Origin of the sequence: Microbacterium radiodurans, from assembly GCF_008710705.1 — a bacterium.
GTDB lineage: Bacteria > Actinomycetota > Actinomycetes > Actinomycetales > Microbacteriaceae > Microbacterium > Microbacterium radiodurans.
On record NZ_VYRZ01000003.1, the window covers coordinates 657295 to 672929 of the forward strand.

General features: G+C 71.2%; 15 protein-coding genes and 1 pseudogene. 10 read left to right on the forward strand and 6 right to left on the reverse strand.

The window, feature by feature from the left end:
* Positions 1-56 precede the first annotated feature (56 nt).
* From F6B42_RS13365 to F6B42_RS13400, 8 genes are all read left to right on the forward strand, one after another.
* Positions 57-1127 (forward strand): Ldh family oxidoreductase, encoded by a 1071-nt coding sequence (locus F6B42_RS13365; RefSeq protein ID WP_150420165.1) that lies wholly within the window; start codon positions 57-59, stop codon positions 1125-1127.
* A 133-nt stretch (positions 1128-1260) separates the two neighbouring features.
* Positions 1261-1995 carry an SDR family NAD(P)-dependent oxidoreductase gene (locus F6B42_RS13370; RefSeq protein ID WP_150420166.1) on the forward strand — a complete coding sequence of 245 codons (735 nt, stop codon included), beginning with the start codon at positions 1261-1263 and terminating at the stop codon, positions 1993-1995.
* Between the two features lies 1 nt (position 1996).
* On the forward strand, positions 1997-3640 hold the full coding sequence (locus tag F6B42_RS13375; RefSeq protein ID WP_150420167.1) for an FAD-dependent monooxygenase: 1644 nt from the start codon (positions 1997-1999) through the stop codon (positions 3638-3640).
* Complete coding sequence (locus F6B42_RS13380) at positions 3627-4310, forward strand: hypothetical protein (RefSeq protein ID WP_150420168.1); 684 nt, start codon at positions 3627-3629, stop codon at positions 4308-4310. The genes F6B42_RS13375 and F6B42_RS13380 overlap by 14 nt, the downstream gene beginning before the upstream one ends.
* The gene (locus F6B42_RS15030) at positions 4307-4864 is read left to right on the forward strand and encodes a cupin domain-containing protein (RefSeq protein WP_223878508.1); all 558 of its coding nucleotides are present in this window, start codon (positions 4307-4309) and stop codon (positions 4862-4864) included. Before F6B42_RS13380 ends, F6B42_RS15030 begins: the two co-directional genes overlap by 4 nt.
* 22 nt (positions 4865-4886) lie before the next feature.
* On the forward strand, positions 4887-5306 hold the full coding sequence (locus tag F6B42_RS13390; protein WP_150420169.1) for a RidA family protein: 420 nt from the start codon (positions 4887-4889) through the stop codon (positions 5304-5306).
* Entirely contained in the window at positions 5303-6205 is a 903-nt protein-coding gene (locus F6B42_RS13395; protein ID WP_150420170.1) for a fumarylacetoacetate hydrolase family protein, read from the forward strand. The genes F6B42_RS13390 and F6B42_RS13395 overlap by 4 nt, the downstream gene beginning before the upstream one ends.
* Complete coding sequence (locus tag F6B42_RS13400) at positions 6202-7152, forward strand: amidohydrolase family protein (RefSeq protein WP_150420171.1); 951 nt, start codon at positions 6202-6204, stop codon at positions 7150-7152. Before F6B42_RS13395 ends, F6B42_RS13400 begins: the two co-directional genes overlap by 4 nt.
* A 25-nt stretch (positions 7153-7177) precedes the next feature.
* Here the strand turns inward: F6B42_RS13400 and F6B42_RS14850 are convergent, their stop codons facing one another.
* The 6 genes and pseudogenes from F6B42_RS14850 to F6B42_RS13430 all read right to left on the reverse strand — a co-directional run bounded on the left by F6B42_RS14850 (position 7178) and on the right by F6B42_RS13430 (position 12511).
* Positions 7178-7597 carry a LacI family DNA-binding transcriptional regulator gene (locus F6B42_RS14850; RefSeq protein WP_191089367.1) on the reverse strand — a complete coding sequence of 140 codons (420 nt, stop codon included), beginning with the start codon at positions 7595-7597 and terminating at the stop codon, positions 7178-7180.
* Position 7598: 1 nt separating this feature from the next.
* Complete coding sequence (locus F6B42_RS13410) at positions 7599-8177, reverse strand: hypothetical protein (RefSeq protein WP_150420172.1); 579 nt, start codon at positions 8175-8177, stop codon at positions 7599-7601.
* A pseudogene (locus F6B42_RS13415) lies at positions 8174-9072 on the reverse strand (carbohydrate ABC transporter permease). The gene F6B42_RS13410 and the pseudogene F6B42_RS13415 overlap by 4 nt, the downstream one beginning before the upstream one ends.
* Complete coding sequence (locus F6B42_RS13420; RefSeq protein ID WP_150420173.1) at positions 9069-10031, reverse strand: carbohydrate ABC transporter permease; 963 nt, start codon at positions 10029-10031, stop codon at positions 9069-9071. Before F6B42_RS13420 ends, F6B42_RS13415 begins: the two are co-directional and overlap by 4 nt.
* An 8-nt stretch (positions 10032-10039) precedes the next feature.
* Positions 10040-11347: an ABC transporter substrate-binding protein gene (locus F6B42_RS13425; protein ID WP_150420174.1), complete on the reverse strand. Its 1308-nt coding sequence runs from the start codon at positions 11345-11347 to the stop codon at positions 10040-10042.
* A 96-nt stretch (positions 11348-11443) separates the two neighbouring features.
* A complete protein-coding gene (locus tag F6B42_RS13430) occupies positions 11444-12511 on the reverse strand; it encodes a substrate-binding domain-containing protein (protein WP_150420175.1) in 1068 nt (355 codons plus the stop codon).
* A gap of 89 nt (positions 12512-12600) precedes the next feature.
* On the opposite strand from F6B42_RS13430, the gene F6B42_RS13435 reads away from it, so the two are divergent.
* Both F6B42_RS13435 and F6B42_RS13440 read left to right on the forward strand, forming a co-directional pair.
* Entirely contained in the window at positions 12601-14565 is a 1965-nt protein-coding gene (locus F6B42_RS13435) for a DUF2264 domain-containing protein (RefSeq protein WP_223878524.1), read from the forward strand.
* Positions 14562-15518, forward strand: coding sequence for a hydroxyacid dehydrogenase (locus F6B42_RS13440; protein WP_150420177.1), 957 nt, complete (start codon positions 14562-14564; stop codon positions 15516-15518). Before F6B42_RS13435 ends, F6B42_RS13440 begins: the two co-directional genes overlap by 4 nt.
* Positions 15519-15635 lie beyond the last annotated feature (117 nt).

Sequence of the window (15635 nt, forward strand, 5' to 3'; positions counted from 1 at the left end):
GCCCGGCGGCCCAGCCGCCGCCTTCCTCACGATGTGATCAACGATCAAAGGAAACCATGTCTTCTGTGACCCTGCCCGCGGAGCATCTGCGCGGCGCGACGGCGGCGATCTTCGTCTCTGCCGGTCTCACGCGGGAGGACGCCGACGCCGTCTCGCATCACCTCGTCGGCGCCGACGAGGCGGGCGTGCCCTCCCACGGCATCCTCCTCGTTCCCATGTACATCGATCGACTGCTCGCCGGATCGGTCTCGGCAGGCGGGCCGTCGACGGTCGTCTCAGACAGCGGCGCCGTCGCCGTCATCGACGCGAATCATGTGTTCGGTCAGCTGAGCGCTGCAGCCGCGATGGACCTCGCCATCGCCAAGGCGCGCACGCACGGTGTCGGCGTCGTGACCGTCCGCCACGCGTTCCACTTCGGGCGCGCATCGGTATACGCCGACGCCGCCGCGGGGGAGGGGATGATCGGCGTCGCCGCCTGCAACACCCGTCCCATGATGCCGGCTGTCGGCGGTGCCGAACCGGTCGTCGGCAACAACCCGATCGCTATCGCGGTGCCGGGTGATGGTGCGCACGGCTTCACCCTCGACATGGCGCTGTCGGAGGTCGCGCTCGGCAAGATTCGACTCGCCGACGCGCGGGGAGAGAGCATCCCCGATCACTGGGCGACCGACGACGCAGGACGGGCCACGACCGACCCCGCTGCCGCGATCTCCGGGATGCTGCTTCCCATGGGGGGAGCGAAGGGCTTCGGTCTCGCGCTGGTGGTCGAGGCCCTCACCGGCGTGCTGTCGGGAGGCGCCGTCGGGCGCGAGGTCACCGGGCTGTACGCCGACCCGTCGGTGGCGAACGATTCGGCCCAGTTCTTCCTCGCGCTCGATGTGTCGCGCTTCGTCGAGCCGACTCAGTTCGCCGATGGCCTGCGCCGGCTCGTCGAACCGGTGCTGGAATCCCGCGCGCGTCCGGATGCGAATCCGATTCGGTTGCCCGGACACGGTGCGCGAAGACGCGCAGAGCGTGCCGAGACCGATGGTGTCGTCGTCTCGACGGCCGTGCTCGCGGCGCTGACCGACGCCGCGGAACGGGTGGGCGCCGATCTGGTCCCCTGGATGCCGGAGGCGGTGCGATGAGAGGGACGTGGGGATGACGGTGACGGTGACGGTGACGAAGGGACCGTGCGATGACGAGATCGTTCGCTGAAAGCGACCGTGCGATGAAGAGGCTCGGCGATGGGAGAAGTCCGGCGATGAAGGAGACCCTGCGATGAAGGCAGCTTTCGACGCGCGCGCCGAGGTCGTCGTGATCACCGGCGGCGCGAACGGCATCGGTCACGGGCTCGCGCACGCGATCGCGGGTGCCGGTGGCCAGGCGGTGGTGTTCGACATCACCGCGGGGGAAGCGTGGGCGGGCCCGGGACCGGGTTCGGTGGAGTACGTCGCCGTCGACGTCTCGGATCGCGAGGCCGTCGTGGTGGCCGTGAGCGAGGTCGTCGCTCGGCACGGCCGCATCGACGGACTCGTGGCGGGCGCCGCGGTGCAGCCGCGCATCGCGGTGACCGAGATGACGGCGGCCGACTGGTCGCGCGTCCTCGACGTCAATCTCGACGGCGTCGTCTGGGCTGCGCAGGCGGTGCTCCCGCACATGATCGCGCAGCGGAGCGGCTCGATCGTCGTCTTCAGCTCGGGGCTGGCGCTCGTCGGCCGAGCGGGCGCGGCGGCCTACGCGGCGTCGAAGGGCGCCCTCCTCCCGTTCGCGAAGTCGCTCGCGGCGGAGGTCGCCGAGCATCGGGTGCGGGTGAACGTGCTGGCCCCCGGTGTGATCGACACACCCCAGTTCCGTGCGGCGAACCCCACCGGCGGCGAGCGCGAGCACTGGGATCGCACGACGGGGGTCGGAACACCCGACGACGTCGTGGGACCGTTGCTCTTCCTCCTCTCCGACGCCGCCACCATGACCGGCTCCACCCTGTCCCGCGATCGTTCCTTCCCGAGGAGTTGACATGTCGAATCTCCCACCCGTCGCCGAGCCCGGCCCCGATGCGGCAGCCGTTCACCCGGTCGTGATAGCCGGCGCGGGTCCCATCGGTCTCATCACCGCGCTCGGTCTCGTCCATCACGGCATCCCGGTGATCGTGCTCGAAGACGACGCCGAGCTCTCGCGCGACACGAAGGCGGGCACGGTCCTGACGCGCACCCTCGAAGTGCTCGACCGTTATGACGCGGTCGAGCCGGTGCTGCGCGACTCGGTGCGCCTCGACGAGATCGGCGACATCGAACGGGCGACCAACGTCGCGCGCTTCTCGGTGCGCACTGAGAAGCTGGTCGACGACACCCGGTACCCGTTCGTCGTCAACATCCCGCAGAACTCGCTCGAAGCCTCCCTCTACGCCACCCTCCGCGAGCGTGCCGGCGCGGCCGTGCGCCTGCGGCACCGCGTCGAGGGCTTCTCGCAGACCGACGAGGGTGTCGTGCTCCAGGTGGCTTCGCCCGAGGGAGCCTACGATCTGCGTGCGCAGTACGTGCTCGCCTGCGACGGCGGACGATCGACGATCCGCGGACAGCTGGGGATCGCCGTCGCCGGAAAGACCCTCGAGGCGCGATACATGCTCGTCGACCTGCGCGTCGATCTCGACGTCGACAATCCGCGCGACTACCCCTACCTCGCCTACTTCTCGGATCCCGACGAGTGGATGATCCTCGTGCGCCAGCCGCACTGCTGGCGGTTCCTGTTCCCGCTGGCCGCGGGCGAGGCCGAGCCCGACGAGACGCAGCTGCGCGAGAAAGCCCTCCGCTTCATCGGCGACGTCGACGACGTCGAGGTGCTCGGGACGAACATCTACTCCGTGCATCTGCGCATCGCCGAGCGCTGGCGGGAGGACCGCGTCTTCCTGATGGGGGATGCCGCGCACCTCATCACCCCGATGTGGGCTCTCGGACTGAACACCGGCGTCCTCGACGCGTCCAACCTCCCGTGGCGTCTGGCCTGGGTGCTGCGCGGCTGGGCCGACCCGACGCTGCTGGACGGCTACGAACGCGAGCAGTCGGCCGTCGCCGTCCGCGGCTCGGCCGAGATGGCCGAGCTCGCCCGCGCCGCGATGGAGCACGTCGACGAGACCTCCGCCACGACACGCGCGGACTGGGGTTACGCCATGACGCGCACCCTGCTGGGGGTCCGCCTGGATGTCGGCGGCGCCGATGCGTGGGGGATGTCACCCGCCGGGTCCGAGCCGTCCGCCGTGCGCGTGGGGGACCGCATCCCCGACCTCGTCGTGTTCGGGCCGGATGGCGGGCGTCACCGATTGCACGACCTCGTCTCCGACAGCTTCGTGGCGCTCGTGTTCGCCGATGCGCGCCGTCGCCCTGCTCTGCCGGCCGAGGCGCCCGGGCTGGGGTGCTTCGTCGTCAGCCGCTGGGACGCCCCCCACGATTCGGGGCTGCGCGAGCGGTTCCTCTTCGACCCGGGCAGCCTCGTGCGGGAGCGGCTGGGAGTGGAGGACGACACCGTCGTCCTCGTCCGTCCCGACGGCCACGTCGCGGCGATCCTGCCGCGAGGTTCCGGCGACCCCGCCGAGGTGTACCGCTCGATCGTGCGGCCCGCGGGGGCCGCCTCGCGAAGCACAGGGACTGCTCATGGCACGCGGTGACGTCGTCTTCGCGCCCGATGGCGAGCGGATCGAGCTCGTCGACATCGGCACGGAGCTGATCCTCGACCATCCGCTCGTCCGCGTGTGGGACGTCGCACTGGAGGCGGGCGGCCGGCACTCCTGGCATCTGCACGGCAACCCGTACGTCGTCCTCTCCGTCGTCGGCTCGACGGGGCGCATGGACTGGCTCGACGGCAGCCCCTCGCGCGAGATCTCGGAGTACAGCGGCGGCGCGGTGTTCCGTCCCGTGTCACCGGTGCACCGTCTGACGAACACCGGCGACGCGTTCTATCGCAACCGCCTGGTGGAGTTGAAGCATCTGGGCGAGCTCGTGCCGACCGGACCGGTCGACGTGGGGGCCGGAGCACGAAGCGTGCACGGCGTGCGTCCGCCCGGGGCCGCTGACCCCGGTGACGGGCGGGTGCCGATCCTCGCCGACGCGCACGTACGCGTGTGGACGGTGACCCTGGCTGGCGGAGACACCGTGCACGTCGATCGGATCGACGTGCCTCACGTCGTCGCGGAATGCGACGGCGAGCTCGAGGGCGCGGCATTGCTGTCGTCCGTGCGCGTCGCCGAACGCGGAGACCTCGACCTCGAGAACACCGCCGCGCACCCGCGCATGTGGTTCATCATCGCGCTGGACTATCTGAAGGAGGACGCCCGATGACCGAGAACACCCCCGAGCCGCCTGCCGACCTGCCGCTGGTCGCGGCGCCCCCGCGGCCGTCGGCGATCGACGCCCAGGAATGGGCCGAGAATCTGTCGGAACCCGCTCGGTACGGTGGCGAGGCGCCCGACCGTTCCCGCGAGCAGTCCGGGTTCACCTCCGATGGCGAGGCCGCCCACCGCTTCCGCGAGATCCTCGTGCAGACGGGCGATCTCGCGTGGGTGGACAAGACCCTCGCGGGGCTCAGTCAGAAGGCCCTCTGGCGCAACGACGACACCGGCGCATCGATCACCCTCGTCCGATTCCTGAAGGGGTCGGGCATCCCCTCCCGGCACGCGCACGCGTCGAATCAGTTCATGTTCTGTCTGACCGGCCGCTACACCTACGTCCCGACCTCCATCACCCTCACCCCCGGCTCCTTCTATTGGAACCCGCGCGGGAGCCTTCACGGACCGACGATCGCCGAGGAGGACACCGTCCTGCTCGAGGTCTATGACGGTCCCCACTACCCGACCCAGCCCAGCTGGTACACGAACGCCGACGACGCGCGCTGAGCGCCTCACGAAAGGACACGACATGCCCAAGACAGAGGTGCGCTCCGCCGCTCTCGCCGTTCCCAACGGACACTTCGCCCAGGCCACCACCGCCCCGGCATCGGGACAACTGGTGTTCATCTCCGGGATGACCGCGCGCAGCGCCGACGGGTCCGTCGCCGGCATCGGCGACATCTCGGCGCAGACCCACCAGGTGTGCCGCAATCTGCAGGCAGCCGTGGAGGCGGCCGGCGGCACGCTGGACGACATCGCCCGGGTCGATGTCTACGTGCGCAACATGGAGGACTTCGACGCGATCCACGCCGTCCGCCGCCAGTACTTCACGGGCGTCGCTCCGGCGTCGACGATGGTGGAGGTCTCCAAGTTCGTGAATAAGGACTACCTGATCGAGATCAACGCCATCGCGGTCGTGTCCGGCGCGGACCCGGAGGGCGAGCGGTGAGGATCGGCCTCGTTCGGATCGGCGGCGCCGACCGTACGTTCGTCGTGCGGGGTGAGGATCTGATCGTCCTCCCCGCGGGAGCGCCGACCCCCGACGATGTCGTGCGCTCGGACGCCGCGCGCGCCGAGGTCGACCGGCTGAGCGCCGACGGCGTCGTCCTGACCGAGCACGAGCACGAGATCCTCGCGCCGCTGCAGCGGTTCGGACGCGACGTGCTCTGCACGGGCTGGAACTACTGGGACCACTTCGAAGAGTCGAAGGGCAAGCGCGAGGGGCAGGACCCGGCCGAACAACCGCAGCATCCGACGTTCTTCACGAAGGGCCCCGGCACCGTGATCGGTCCGCACGACGACATCCCGTTCGACCCTCACCTGTCGCAGAAGTGGGACTACGAGGTCGAGATGGCGCTCGTGATCGGGCGCGACGGCCGGTCGATCCCCGAGGATCGGGCGCTCGAACACATCGCGGGCTACGTCGTCGTCAACGATGTCTCGCAGCGCGACCTTCAGCGCGCGCACGGTGGTCAGTGGCTCAAGGGCAAGTCGATCGACGGGTCGCTGCCGATGGGACCCTGGCTCACCACGGCCGACGAGGTCGACCTCGACGCCGGACTCGAGCTGTCGTTCTCGCTGAACGGCGTCGAACTCCAGCGGGCGACGACCAGGCAGATGGCCTTCGACATCCCGCGCATCATCGCCGAGCTCAGCCATGGCATGACCCTGCGTGCCGGCGACGTCGTGCTCACGGGCACGCCGTCGGGCATCGGGAACGCGCGGGAGCCGCAGATCTTCCTCGGCGACGGCGACGTGCTCGTGTCGGAGGTCTCCGGGCTCGGAGCGCTGCGCAACACGATGCGGCGCACCTCGCTGACGGCGTACCTCGCCGGGGACCGGGGATGAGCGTCACCGACGTCCACACCCACCTGATGCCGCGGCTCTCGGCGGCCGAGGCGGCGATCGGCGGACTCGCGGTCGACGACGACGGACGTCTCGTCGCCGGCGGTCACCCGGTCGGGCCGCCGCAGCTGGCGTCGGCCGACGCGCTCGCTGCGTGGATAGCGTCGCGCGGCATCGACCAGGCGCTGGTGTCGGTGCCGCCACCGGCCTATCGCCAGTGCCTGACGCTCGACACGGCCCGCGCGTGGGTGAGGGCGCTGAACGCCGGCCTGCGCGAGCAGGTCGCGGGCCACGACGCGCTCTCCGTGCTCGACTACCTTCCGCTCGAGCATCCTGCGCTCGCCGCCGAGATCGCGCGCGGCCTCGTCGCCGACACCGCCACCGTCGGTTTCACCGGCGGAGTGGGAGGCGCCTCGCGGCCGCTCTCGGACACCGCCTTCGACCCGCTCTGGCGGGTTCTCGACGACGCGGGCCTACCCCTGCTGCTGCACCCCGGCGCGAGCCCGGACGACCGGCTCGACGAGCGCTACCTCCACAACCTCGTCGGCAACCCCATCGAGACGGCCGTCGGCGTCTCGGCGCTCCTCCTCTCGGACGTCCTCGTGCGCCATCCGGGGCTGCGCCTCGGTCTCGTTCACGGCGGGGGCGTGCTGCCGGGGCTCATCGGACGGATGCAGCGCGGCGTCGACACCGCGCGGCCCGGCGTTCCGACCGGCATCTCGGTGGCTGAGCGCGCGCGTCGGCTGTGGACCGACTGTCTGACACACGACGCGACGAGCCTGCGGGCTGCGGGCGCCATGGTGGGGACCGACCACCTCCTGCTCGGGTCGGACTGGCCCTTCCCGATGGGAACCGACGACCCGCGCGCCGATGCGGCTGAGGTGTTCCCCGATGCCATCGACGCCATCGCCGGAGTCAATGCCGCGACCTTCCTCGGTAGCGCACGCTGACAGCTCGAGGAGCGCGAGCTCGAGCTCACCGTGCGGCCGTCCCACGCGTGAGGTCGGCCACGATGGCCGGGGCGAGCGCGCGCACGAAGCGCAGGCCGCCGTCGCGGTCGTCGCCGACCGGCACGACCACGAGGCGCAGGCCCCGCTGCGCGGCGATCCGCTCGATGAGCCGGACGTCCGGGGCGACATCGGGATCGGCGACGTCCGTGACGATCACGGCGCAGATCGGAGCCCGCCCGTGCACGATGGCCTGTGCCGCGGCGTTGGCGGTGTAGCCCAGCCGTTCGCCAGCGGCGGCGACCCGCTCGACGATCGCGGGCGAAACGCGTCGTCGCGATCCGTTCAGCACCCGCGACGCGGTCGACTCCGACACCCCGGCGGCTCGTGCGACATCCTTCAGCGTGGGTGCGCGTACCCGATCGGCGGGCTCGGCGGGACGCAGCATGTCACGGCTTCGGCGAGACGGCGACGGCGGCGAACAGCAGCAGCCCGGGTGCCAGCACGACGAGCGGCGCGAACATCCACACGATGGTCGTGGCCAGCACGATCGCGAGCACGAGCATGGCCGTGCCGCGCAGGTCGGATGCCGTCCGCGCGGCCGCCGCGCGCAAAAGCACCCGCCAGCGTGCACTTGGACGCCACATCGCCGCGACGCGCAGCGCGACCGTGCCGAGGACGACCGCCGCAGCGATCGAGACGAGGCGGAGCGCTTCGCCGCCCGGCACCGCGGCCATCATCGGCGCGGTCGTGTTGACGACAAGCGCGAAGCCGACGCCGGCGGCGATCGCCCCTGCGAGCCAGCCGCGCCGGAGCGCCGAGCCCAGGTCGCGGACGAATCCGTTCAGAGCATCGTCCTCGCCGGCGATGTGCCGCCGCAGGCGCGCCCCGCCCGCCGCCGCGGCCGGGAGGGCCGTGACGACGGGCAGCGAGCACAGCGCGACGAGGAGTCCCACCCACACGACCTCGGCGAAGAGGGCGAGGCCCCGCGAGCGGAGGGCACCGGCGAACCGCGCGGACGCACTCATCCCTTCAGCCCCTGCGTCGCGACGCCGTCGACGAGGTGGCGCTGGAAGATGAGGAAGAACAGCAGCACCGGCACGAGGGCGAGCACGGCCATCGCCATCTGGGCGCCATAGTCCGACGCCGAGCTCTGGTCGACGAACAGGCGCAGCGCGATCGGCAGCGTGAACAGGTCGGGGTCCTTCAGGTACAGCAGCGGCCCGAAGAAGTCGTTCCACGTCCAGATGAAGGCGAAGATCGCGCTCGTGACGAGGGCGGGCTTGAGCAGCGGCAGCATGATCGACGCGAAGATACGGCCGTGCCCGGCGCCGTCGATGCGCGCCGCCTCATCGAGCTCGCGCGGCATCCCGCGCAGGAACTGCACCATGAGGAAGATGAAGAACGCCTCTGTCGCGAGGAACTTCCCGAGCAGCAGCGGTGTGAACGTGTTCACCATGCCGAGGGTGTTGAACACGATGTACTGCGGGATGATCACGACGTGGAACGGCAGCAGGAGGGTCGCGATCATCAGCCCGAAGTAGACCTTGCGGCCCGGGAAGTCGATGCGCGCGAACGCGTACGCCGAGATCGACGACGAGGCGACGACGCGACCACCGACAGCACCGCGAGCACGACGGAGTTCTGGAAGAACCGCCAGAACGACACGCCGCCGATCCCGTCGAGGGCGCGCGCGTAGTTGTCGAGCGTGACCTCGGTGGGAAGCAGGTCGGCGTTCCCGACGATCTGAGCCGACGGCTTGAACGTCGAGAGGATCATCCAGGCCACCGGGTAGAGGATCACGACGAGGGTGAGCAGGACGACGCCGTAGAAGACGGCATCCTTCCACGTGAACCGCGAGCGGCGACGAGACACCGCAGCGCGGTCGGCGGCGCCGGTCACGATGTTCCGGGTGATGGTCATCGTCCCTCGTCCCCTCCGTAGTGGACCCACATCTTCGAGCTTCGGAAGAACAGGATCGTGATGAGCGCGATGACGACGACGAGCACCCACGCCATCGCCGACGCGTACCCCATCTGGAAGTCGCGGAATCCGCGGAAGTACAGATACAGCGTGTAGAACAGCGTCGAGCGGGCAGGCCCGCCGGTGCCGCCGGAGATGATGAACGCCGAGGCGAACACCTGGAACGCGTTGATCGTCTCGAGCAGCAGGTTGAAGAAGATCACCGGCGAGAGCATCGGCAGGGTGATGTGCCAGAACTTGTGGCGCGGCTGCGCCCCGTCGACGGATGCCGCTTCGTACAGCTCCGCCGGCACCTGCTTGAGGCCCGCGAGGAAGATCACCATCGGCGCGCCGAACTGCCAGACGGTCAGCAGGATCAGCATCGGCACGGTGCGGGCCGGGTCGCCGACCCAGCCGCCGGCGTCGACGCCGAAGAACTGCTGGATGCTGTCGACCGGACCGTCGTCGATGAACATCGCCTTCCACACCACCGCGATCGAGACCGAGGCGCCGACGAGCGAGGGCAGGTAGAACGCCGACCGGTAGAACGCGCTGCCGCGGAGCGCCCGGTTCAGGACCATCGCCACGGCCAGCGCGGCGACGAGCTTGAGCGGCGTGCCCACGAGGACGTACAGCGCTGTCACGCGCCACGCCTGGAGGTAGTCCGGGTCGCCGAACAGGCGGACGAAGTTGTCGAGCCCGACCCACTCGGGCGGTGCGAACAGGTTGTAGTCGGTGAAGGCGAGGTACAGCGACGCGAGCATCGGACCGGCCGTCAGCAGCACGAAGCCGAGCAGCCACGGCGCGAGGAAGGCGTAGCCGGCGAGCGTGTCGCCGCGTCGGCGCCGGCGCACCCGGCCGCGCGCCGGCGGGGGAACCGCCGGCGACGCGGATGCTTCGGGGGGAGCGGTGAGGGTCATCGCGGTCCTCAGACTCCCAGGGCGGATTCGGCCTCGGTGAACCAGCGCTCGGCCGCCTCGTCTGCGGTCAGCACGCCGTAGGAGACGTCTTCGCTGATGGCGACGAAGGTCTGCTCGAGCGTGCCGAGGCCGCGGACGGCGGCGGGCGACGCGCCCTCGATGTTCTCGGCGACCGTCTCTTCGAAGGCCAGCACCTGCGCGTCGAGCTCGGTGGGGACCACCCCCTCGCGCGCCGTCTCGGAGGAGGGCACACCGCGCGACATCCCGAAGATCTCGCCCACCCGCGGGTCGTTGACGATGAAGTCGACGAACCGGGCCGCGGCGGTCGGGTTCTCGCTGTTGCCGGCGATCGACATCATGACGCCGGGCTTGAGGAACAGGCCCGTCGCGCCGTCCTCGGCCACGGGCGGCGGCACGAGGGTCAGCTCGGGAGCGGCCGGCCCCTCGCTGAAGCGGGGCAGAAAGTTGTCCCAGCTGATGTCGGTCGCGACCGCGGCGGCGCCGAGCGGGTCGACGCCCTCGAACTGCGCGAGGCGCTCGGGCGGGAGCACCGAGCCCGACGAGACGAGATCGGCGCTGCGCGACCACCACTCGGCGAGGTCCTCGCGCTCGAAGCCGAGCGCGCCGTCGTCGATGAGCGACTTGCCCTCCTGGGCGAGCCAGATCTGGAACATCCAGAAGTACTGCGTGTAGTCGAGACCGCCGTAGACGACGGGGTCGCGATCGGCGCCGGCGGCGGAGATCTCGCCGAGGAAGGCGTCGTACTCGTCCCAGCTGAGCGGCTCGCTCGGCACCTCGATGCCGAGCTCCTCCAGCATCGGCACGTTGAACATCGACGCCTGCGAACTGCTGGCGGAGGCGAGGCCGAACGTCTCGCCCTCGACCTCGCCCGCGGTCACGAGCGTCTCGTCGATGCCGTCGACCGAGATCTCGTCTCCGAAGAAGTCGTCGAGGGGTGCGACGTGACCGAACGAGCCGTACTCGTTGAGGTATGCGAGATCCATCTGTATCACGTCGGGGAGGGTGCGACTGGCCGCCTCGGTGTTGCGGGCAGTCCAGTAGTCGCCGAACCCCGCGTAGCTCGTGCGGATCGTGACGTTCGGATTCTCCTCCTCGTAAATGTCGATCGCCGCCTCGTAGCGCTCGGCGCGCGAGGCGTCGCCCCACCAGGCGAAGTTCAGGGTGACCGGAGCATCAGGGTCGGTGTTCTCTTCGGGACTGCCGCCGGCGCATCCGCTGACGACGATCGCCGTGGCCGCGACGATCGCGCCCGCGCCGAGGACGTGTGCGCCGCGTCGTGCTGTGGACCTTGTCATGTGAGCCTCCTTGCTCGCCATCGGGATGCCGCTCGGGCGGCCAGCACGAATCTATGCACGTTCGCTCCGGCGACGTGCACAAGCGGACAAAAGCGATCAGCGCGACCCGCTCGAACGGCGGACGGTCAGCTCGGGGAGCAGAGCGAGCTGACGTGGCGCAGCGCGCTCCTCGCGCTCGGCGACACGCTCCATGACGATCCGCAGGGCCTGGCGCCCGAGATCGTGCCGGGGAGCGGTGACCGCGGTGAGGGGAACCATCGCGAGCCCCGCCAGGTCGTCGTCGTAGGCCACGAGCGCCAGATCGTCGGGAACGCGGATGCCGCGGTCGGCGGCGATCTCGACGAGCCGCGTCGCGTGCAGGTCGGTGTGCACGAGCGCCGCCCGCGCACCCGCCGAGAGGCACTGCTCGAGGAACGCCGTGAGAGCGGTGTCGAGCTCGCTCGAGCCGTCGTCGCCCTTGGGAAGCGATGCGATCGGCGCGGGCGCGAGCCCCAGCCGTGCCGCGGCGCGGTCGTAGCCCTCCCGGATGAGCGGGGCGGTGGGCGTGCGGTCGAACATCGCCAGGGCGACGGCGGAGTGACCGAGATCGGCGAGATGCTCGATGGCCAGCACCGCACCGCGCTCGTGATCGCTGCGCGCGCAGTCGAAGGCGGCCAGAGCGGTCGATTCGAGGCGGCGTTCGAGGAACACGAGCGGAACGGGGACGCCCGCGGCCCATTCGGCGAGATCGGTCTCGGCGCGTCCGCGCAGCGTCGGAGCGACGATGATGCCGTCGACGCCGAGCGCGACCAGGCGCTCGACCTGGCGCTGCTCGAGATCGGCGCGGTACTGCGACGTCGCGAGCACGATCCGGGCGCGAAGGGTGTGCGACGCGGCATCCATCCCGCGCACGATCGGGGGGAAGTGGCTGACCGAGCTCGGCACCACGACCCCGATGCGCGAGCGCGCGGACTGCGGCGACGGGGGAGCGCTCGACGCGATCGCTCCGCCGTGCACCCGCACCAGGCGTCCCGCCTGTTCGAGCTCGACGATGTCGCGGCGCACGGTGACCTGAGACACGCCGAGCGCCGCGGCGGCGCGGGCGGCGGACACCGCCCCGTGCAGGTCGATCTCGCGGAGGAGATGCTCGTGGCGCTCGCGGGCGAGCGGAGAGGATGCGGTCATGCCGGGCGCTCCAGTGCGTCGGGGGCGGATGATCGGAAATGTCCGATGTTCGACTCGAGAACGAGAGCGTACTTCACAATGCTCGTGTGATGGAGCCTCGTGTGACGGACAACGGTGTGCGAACAGAGACCGACGACGATCGACCCCTGCGCACGCGGGCGGGCCTCGACCGTCTCGCGAAGAGGATGCTCGACGCGGTCGCCGCGCACACCTCTCCCGGCGGCGCGCACATCCTCGTTCCGGGGCCCGCGAGCGCCTCGGGCCGGCGCAGCGACGGGCTCGAGGGCTTCGCGCGGACGTTCCTCCTCGCCGCCGTGCGGGTCCGGGGCGCCGACGGTGCGGGCGCCGAGTCGCTCGCCCCGTTCGCCCGCGGCCTGCGCGCCGGCGTCGACCCGGCGTCCGCGGAGCGGTGGCCGACGATCGCGGAGCGTCGGCAGGCGGTCGTCGAGGCGGCATCCGTCGCGATCGCCCTGTCGGAGACGCGTCCGTGGCTGTGGGACCTGCTCGACGACGGCGACCGGGCCCGTACGGTCGACTGGCTCGCGGGCATCATCGGCACGAGCGGCTACACGAACAACTGGACGTGGTTCCAGACGGTGATCGAGACGTTCCTGCGGTCTGTCGGCGGACCGTGGAGCGCCGCCGACCTCGACCGCAACCGCGAGATCCAGGAGAGCCTCTACGTCGGCGAAGGTTGGTACTCCGACGGCGCGAGCCCGGCGGGCACACGACAGAGCTTCGACTACTACGCCGGCTGGGCGTGGCACGTCTATCCGCTCCTGGCGGCGCGGATCGCGGGCGTCGAGCTCGCCGACGAGCATCGCGACCGGCTGCGCGCGTTCGTGCCCGAGGCGATGGCGCTGATCAGCCCGGACGGCCGGCCCGTGCTGCAGGGCAGATCGGCGACCTATCGCTTCGCCGTGCTCGCGCCCCTCTGGACGGCCGTGATCGCCGGCGTCTCGCCGCTCGCGCCGGGCGTGACGCGCACCGTCGCCGCGAGGACGATCGGCTCGTTCCTGCAGCGGGGCGCGCTCGACGACTCCGGCCTGCTGACGATCGGCTGGCACGGCCGCTTCGCCGGCGTGCGTCAGCCCTACACGAGCGGTGGCTCGCCCTACTGGAGCGCGAGCAAGGGACTGCTGGGCCTGCTCCTCCCGGACGGTCATGCCGAGTGGACCGCGTCCGAGCCGGTCGAGCCGGAACCGCGCGACGAGGTGCGCGCTCTGGTCGCCCCGGGGTGGATCGTCTCGCGCACGGCCGACGACGGCATTGTGCGCCTCTACAACCACGGCTCCGACGGCTGGCGCCACACCGCGGGCGGGGCACGCGCGGACAACCCGTTCTACCACCGCGTGGCGTACTCGAACGCGACGTCGCCCGAGCTCTCGCGTCGATCGATCGCCGAGCCGGTCGAGTGCCACGTGGCACTCCTCGACGAGCACGGCGCACCGTCGCACCGCGACGCGATCGAGCGGGTGCACCTGTCGGACCGGGTCGCCGTCTCGCGCTCCCGCGTCCACTGGTTCGACGGTCCGGATTCCGCGGCCCCCCTCGACGCCGCGCTCGCCGTCTCGCAGCGCGGCGGACCGGAGCTCACCGTCGCCTCGGTGGTCAACGGCCCGTCCGAGGTCCGCCTCGCCTGGTGGCTGCCGCCCCGGGAGGCCGAGCAGCCCTCGGCGATCGCCGACCTCGACGCGGCGTGGCGCGCCGAGCCCGGTCCCTGGCGGATCCGCTTCGGCGGGTGGGCGGTGCCCGAGGGAGGCGACCTGCAGAGCGCACTCGACGACGTCTCCGGGCTCGAGAGCGCCGAGACGGTTCGTCGGAGCGGCGGCTCGCCGGTCGCCGCGTCGACGACCGAGGCCACCGTCACCCCCGTGCGCACCTCGCGCGACCCCGTGCCGCCCGGTCGGGTCGTCGCTGCGGTCGTGACGCTCACCGGCTCCGTCGGAGACGCGGTCGGCGCACGCTGCGAGGCGGTGGACGGCGGCATCCGCGTGCGCTGGTCGGATGGGCGGATCGAAACGGTGCCCGTTCCGGATGGAGTGAGCCTGTGACCCGCGCGCGCGTCGCGTTCGACATCCCCGAGACGGCGCTCATCGACGAGCTGTTCTCCGCCGACGCTCTCGAGCGTCTGGGCTCGGTGGCCGACATCGTCGATCCCGGGTCGGCGTCCGTGCTCATCACGGGGTGGGGCTCGGCCGCGCTCACGACGGACGAGCTGGAGCGCCGCCCGGCGCTGCGCGTCGTGGTCCACGCCGCGGGCACCGTCAAGCGCCTCGTCACGCCCGCGGTGTGGGAGCGCGGCATCCGGGTCTCGAGCTGCGCGGGCGCGAACAGTCTGCCCGTCGCGGAGTACACCCTCGGGACGATCCTCCTCGGAGCCAAGGACGCGTTCGAATCGGCGCGGCGCTACCGGCTCACCGGCGACATGCACGCGGCCAGGCCGGGTGCCGACGCCGGCGCGTACGACATCACCGTCGGCGTCGTCGGTGCGTCCCGGATCGGCCGCCGGCTCGTCGAGCTGCTCGCGCCCTTCGACATCGACGTCCGCGTCTACGACCCGTCGGTCGAGTTGCCCGCCGGCGGTCGCGTGCGGCAGACCTCGCTCGACGAGCTGCTCGCCGCATCCGACATCGTCAGCCTGCACGCACCATCCCTTCCCGAGACGTACCGCATGATCGGCGCCGCCGAACTGGCGATGATGCGCGACGGGGCGCTGCTCGTGAACACCGCCCGCGGCGCCCTGGTCGACACCGCCGCGCTGACGGCGGAGATCGCCGCGGGGCGGCTGCGCGCCGTGCTCGATGTGACCGACCCCGAGCCGCTCCCGATCGATCACCCGCTGTTCTCACTCCCGGGGGCGACGATCACGCCGCACATCGCGGGCTCGCTCGGGAACGAGCTCGGGCGCCTCGGCGAGCAGGTCGTCGACGAGATCGTGTCGTTCGTGCGCGCCGGCATCCTCCGTCACGAGATCACCCGCGCCGAGCTGCCGCTGATCGCCTGACCGCGCCTCGGACCGCGGCGCGGGCAGTGTCGTCGCCCGGTGTTACGATCGCCGTCGGGCGAGCTATCGGCGCCCGTCACGACGCCCCCCGGCGCGGGAGGGACGAACTATCCGCCG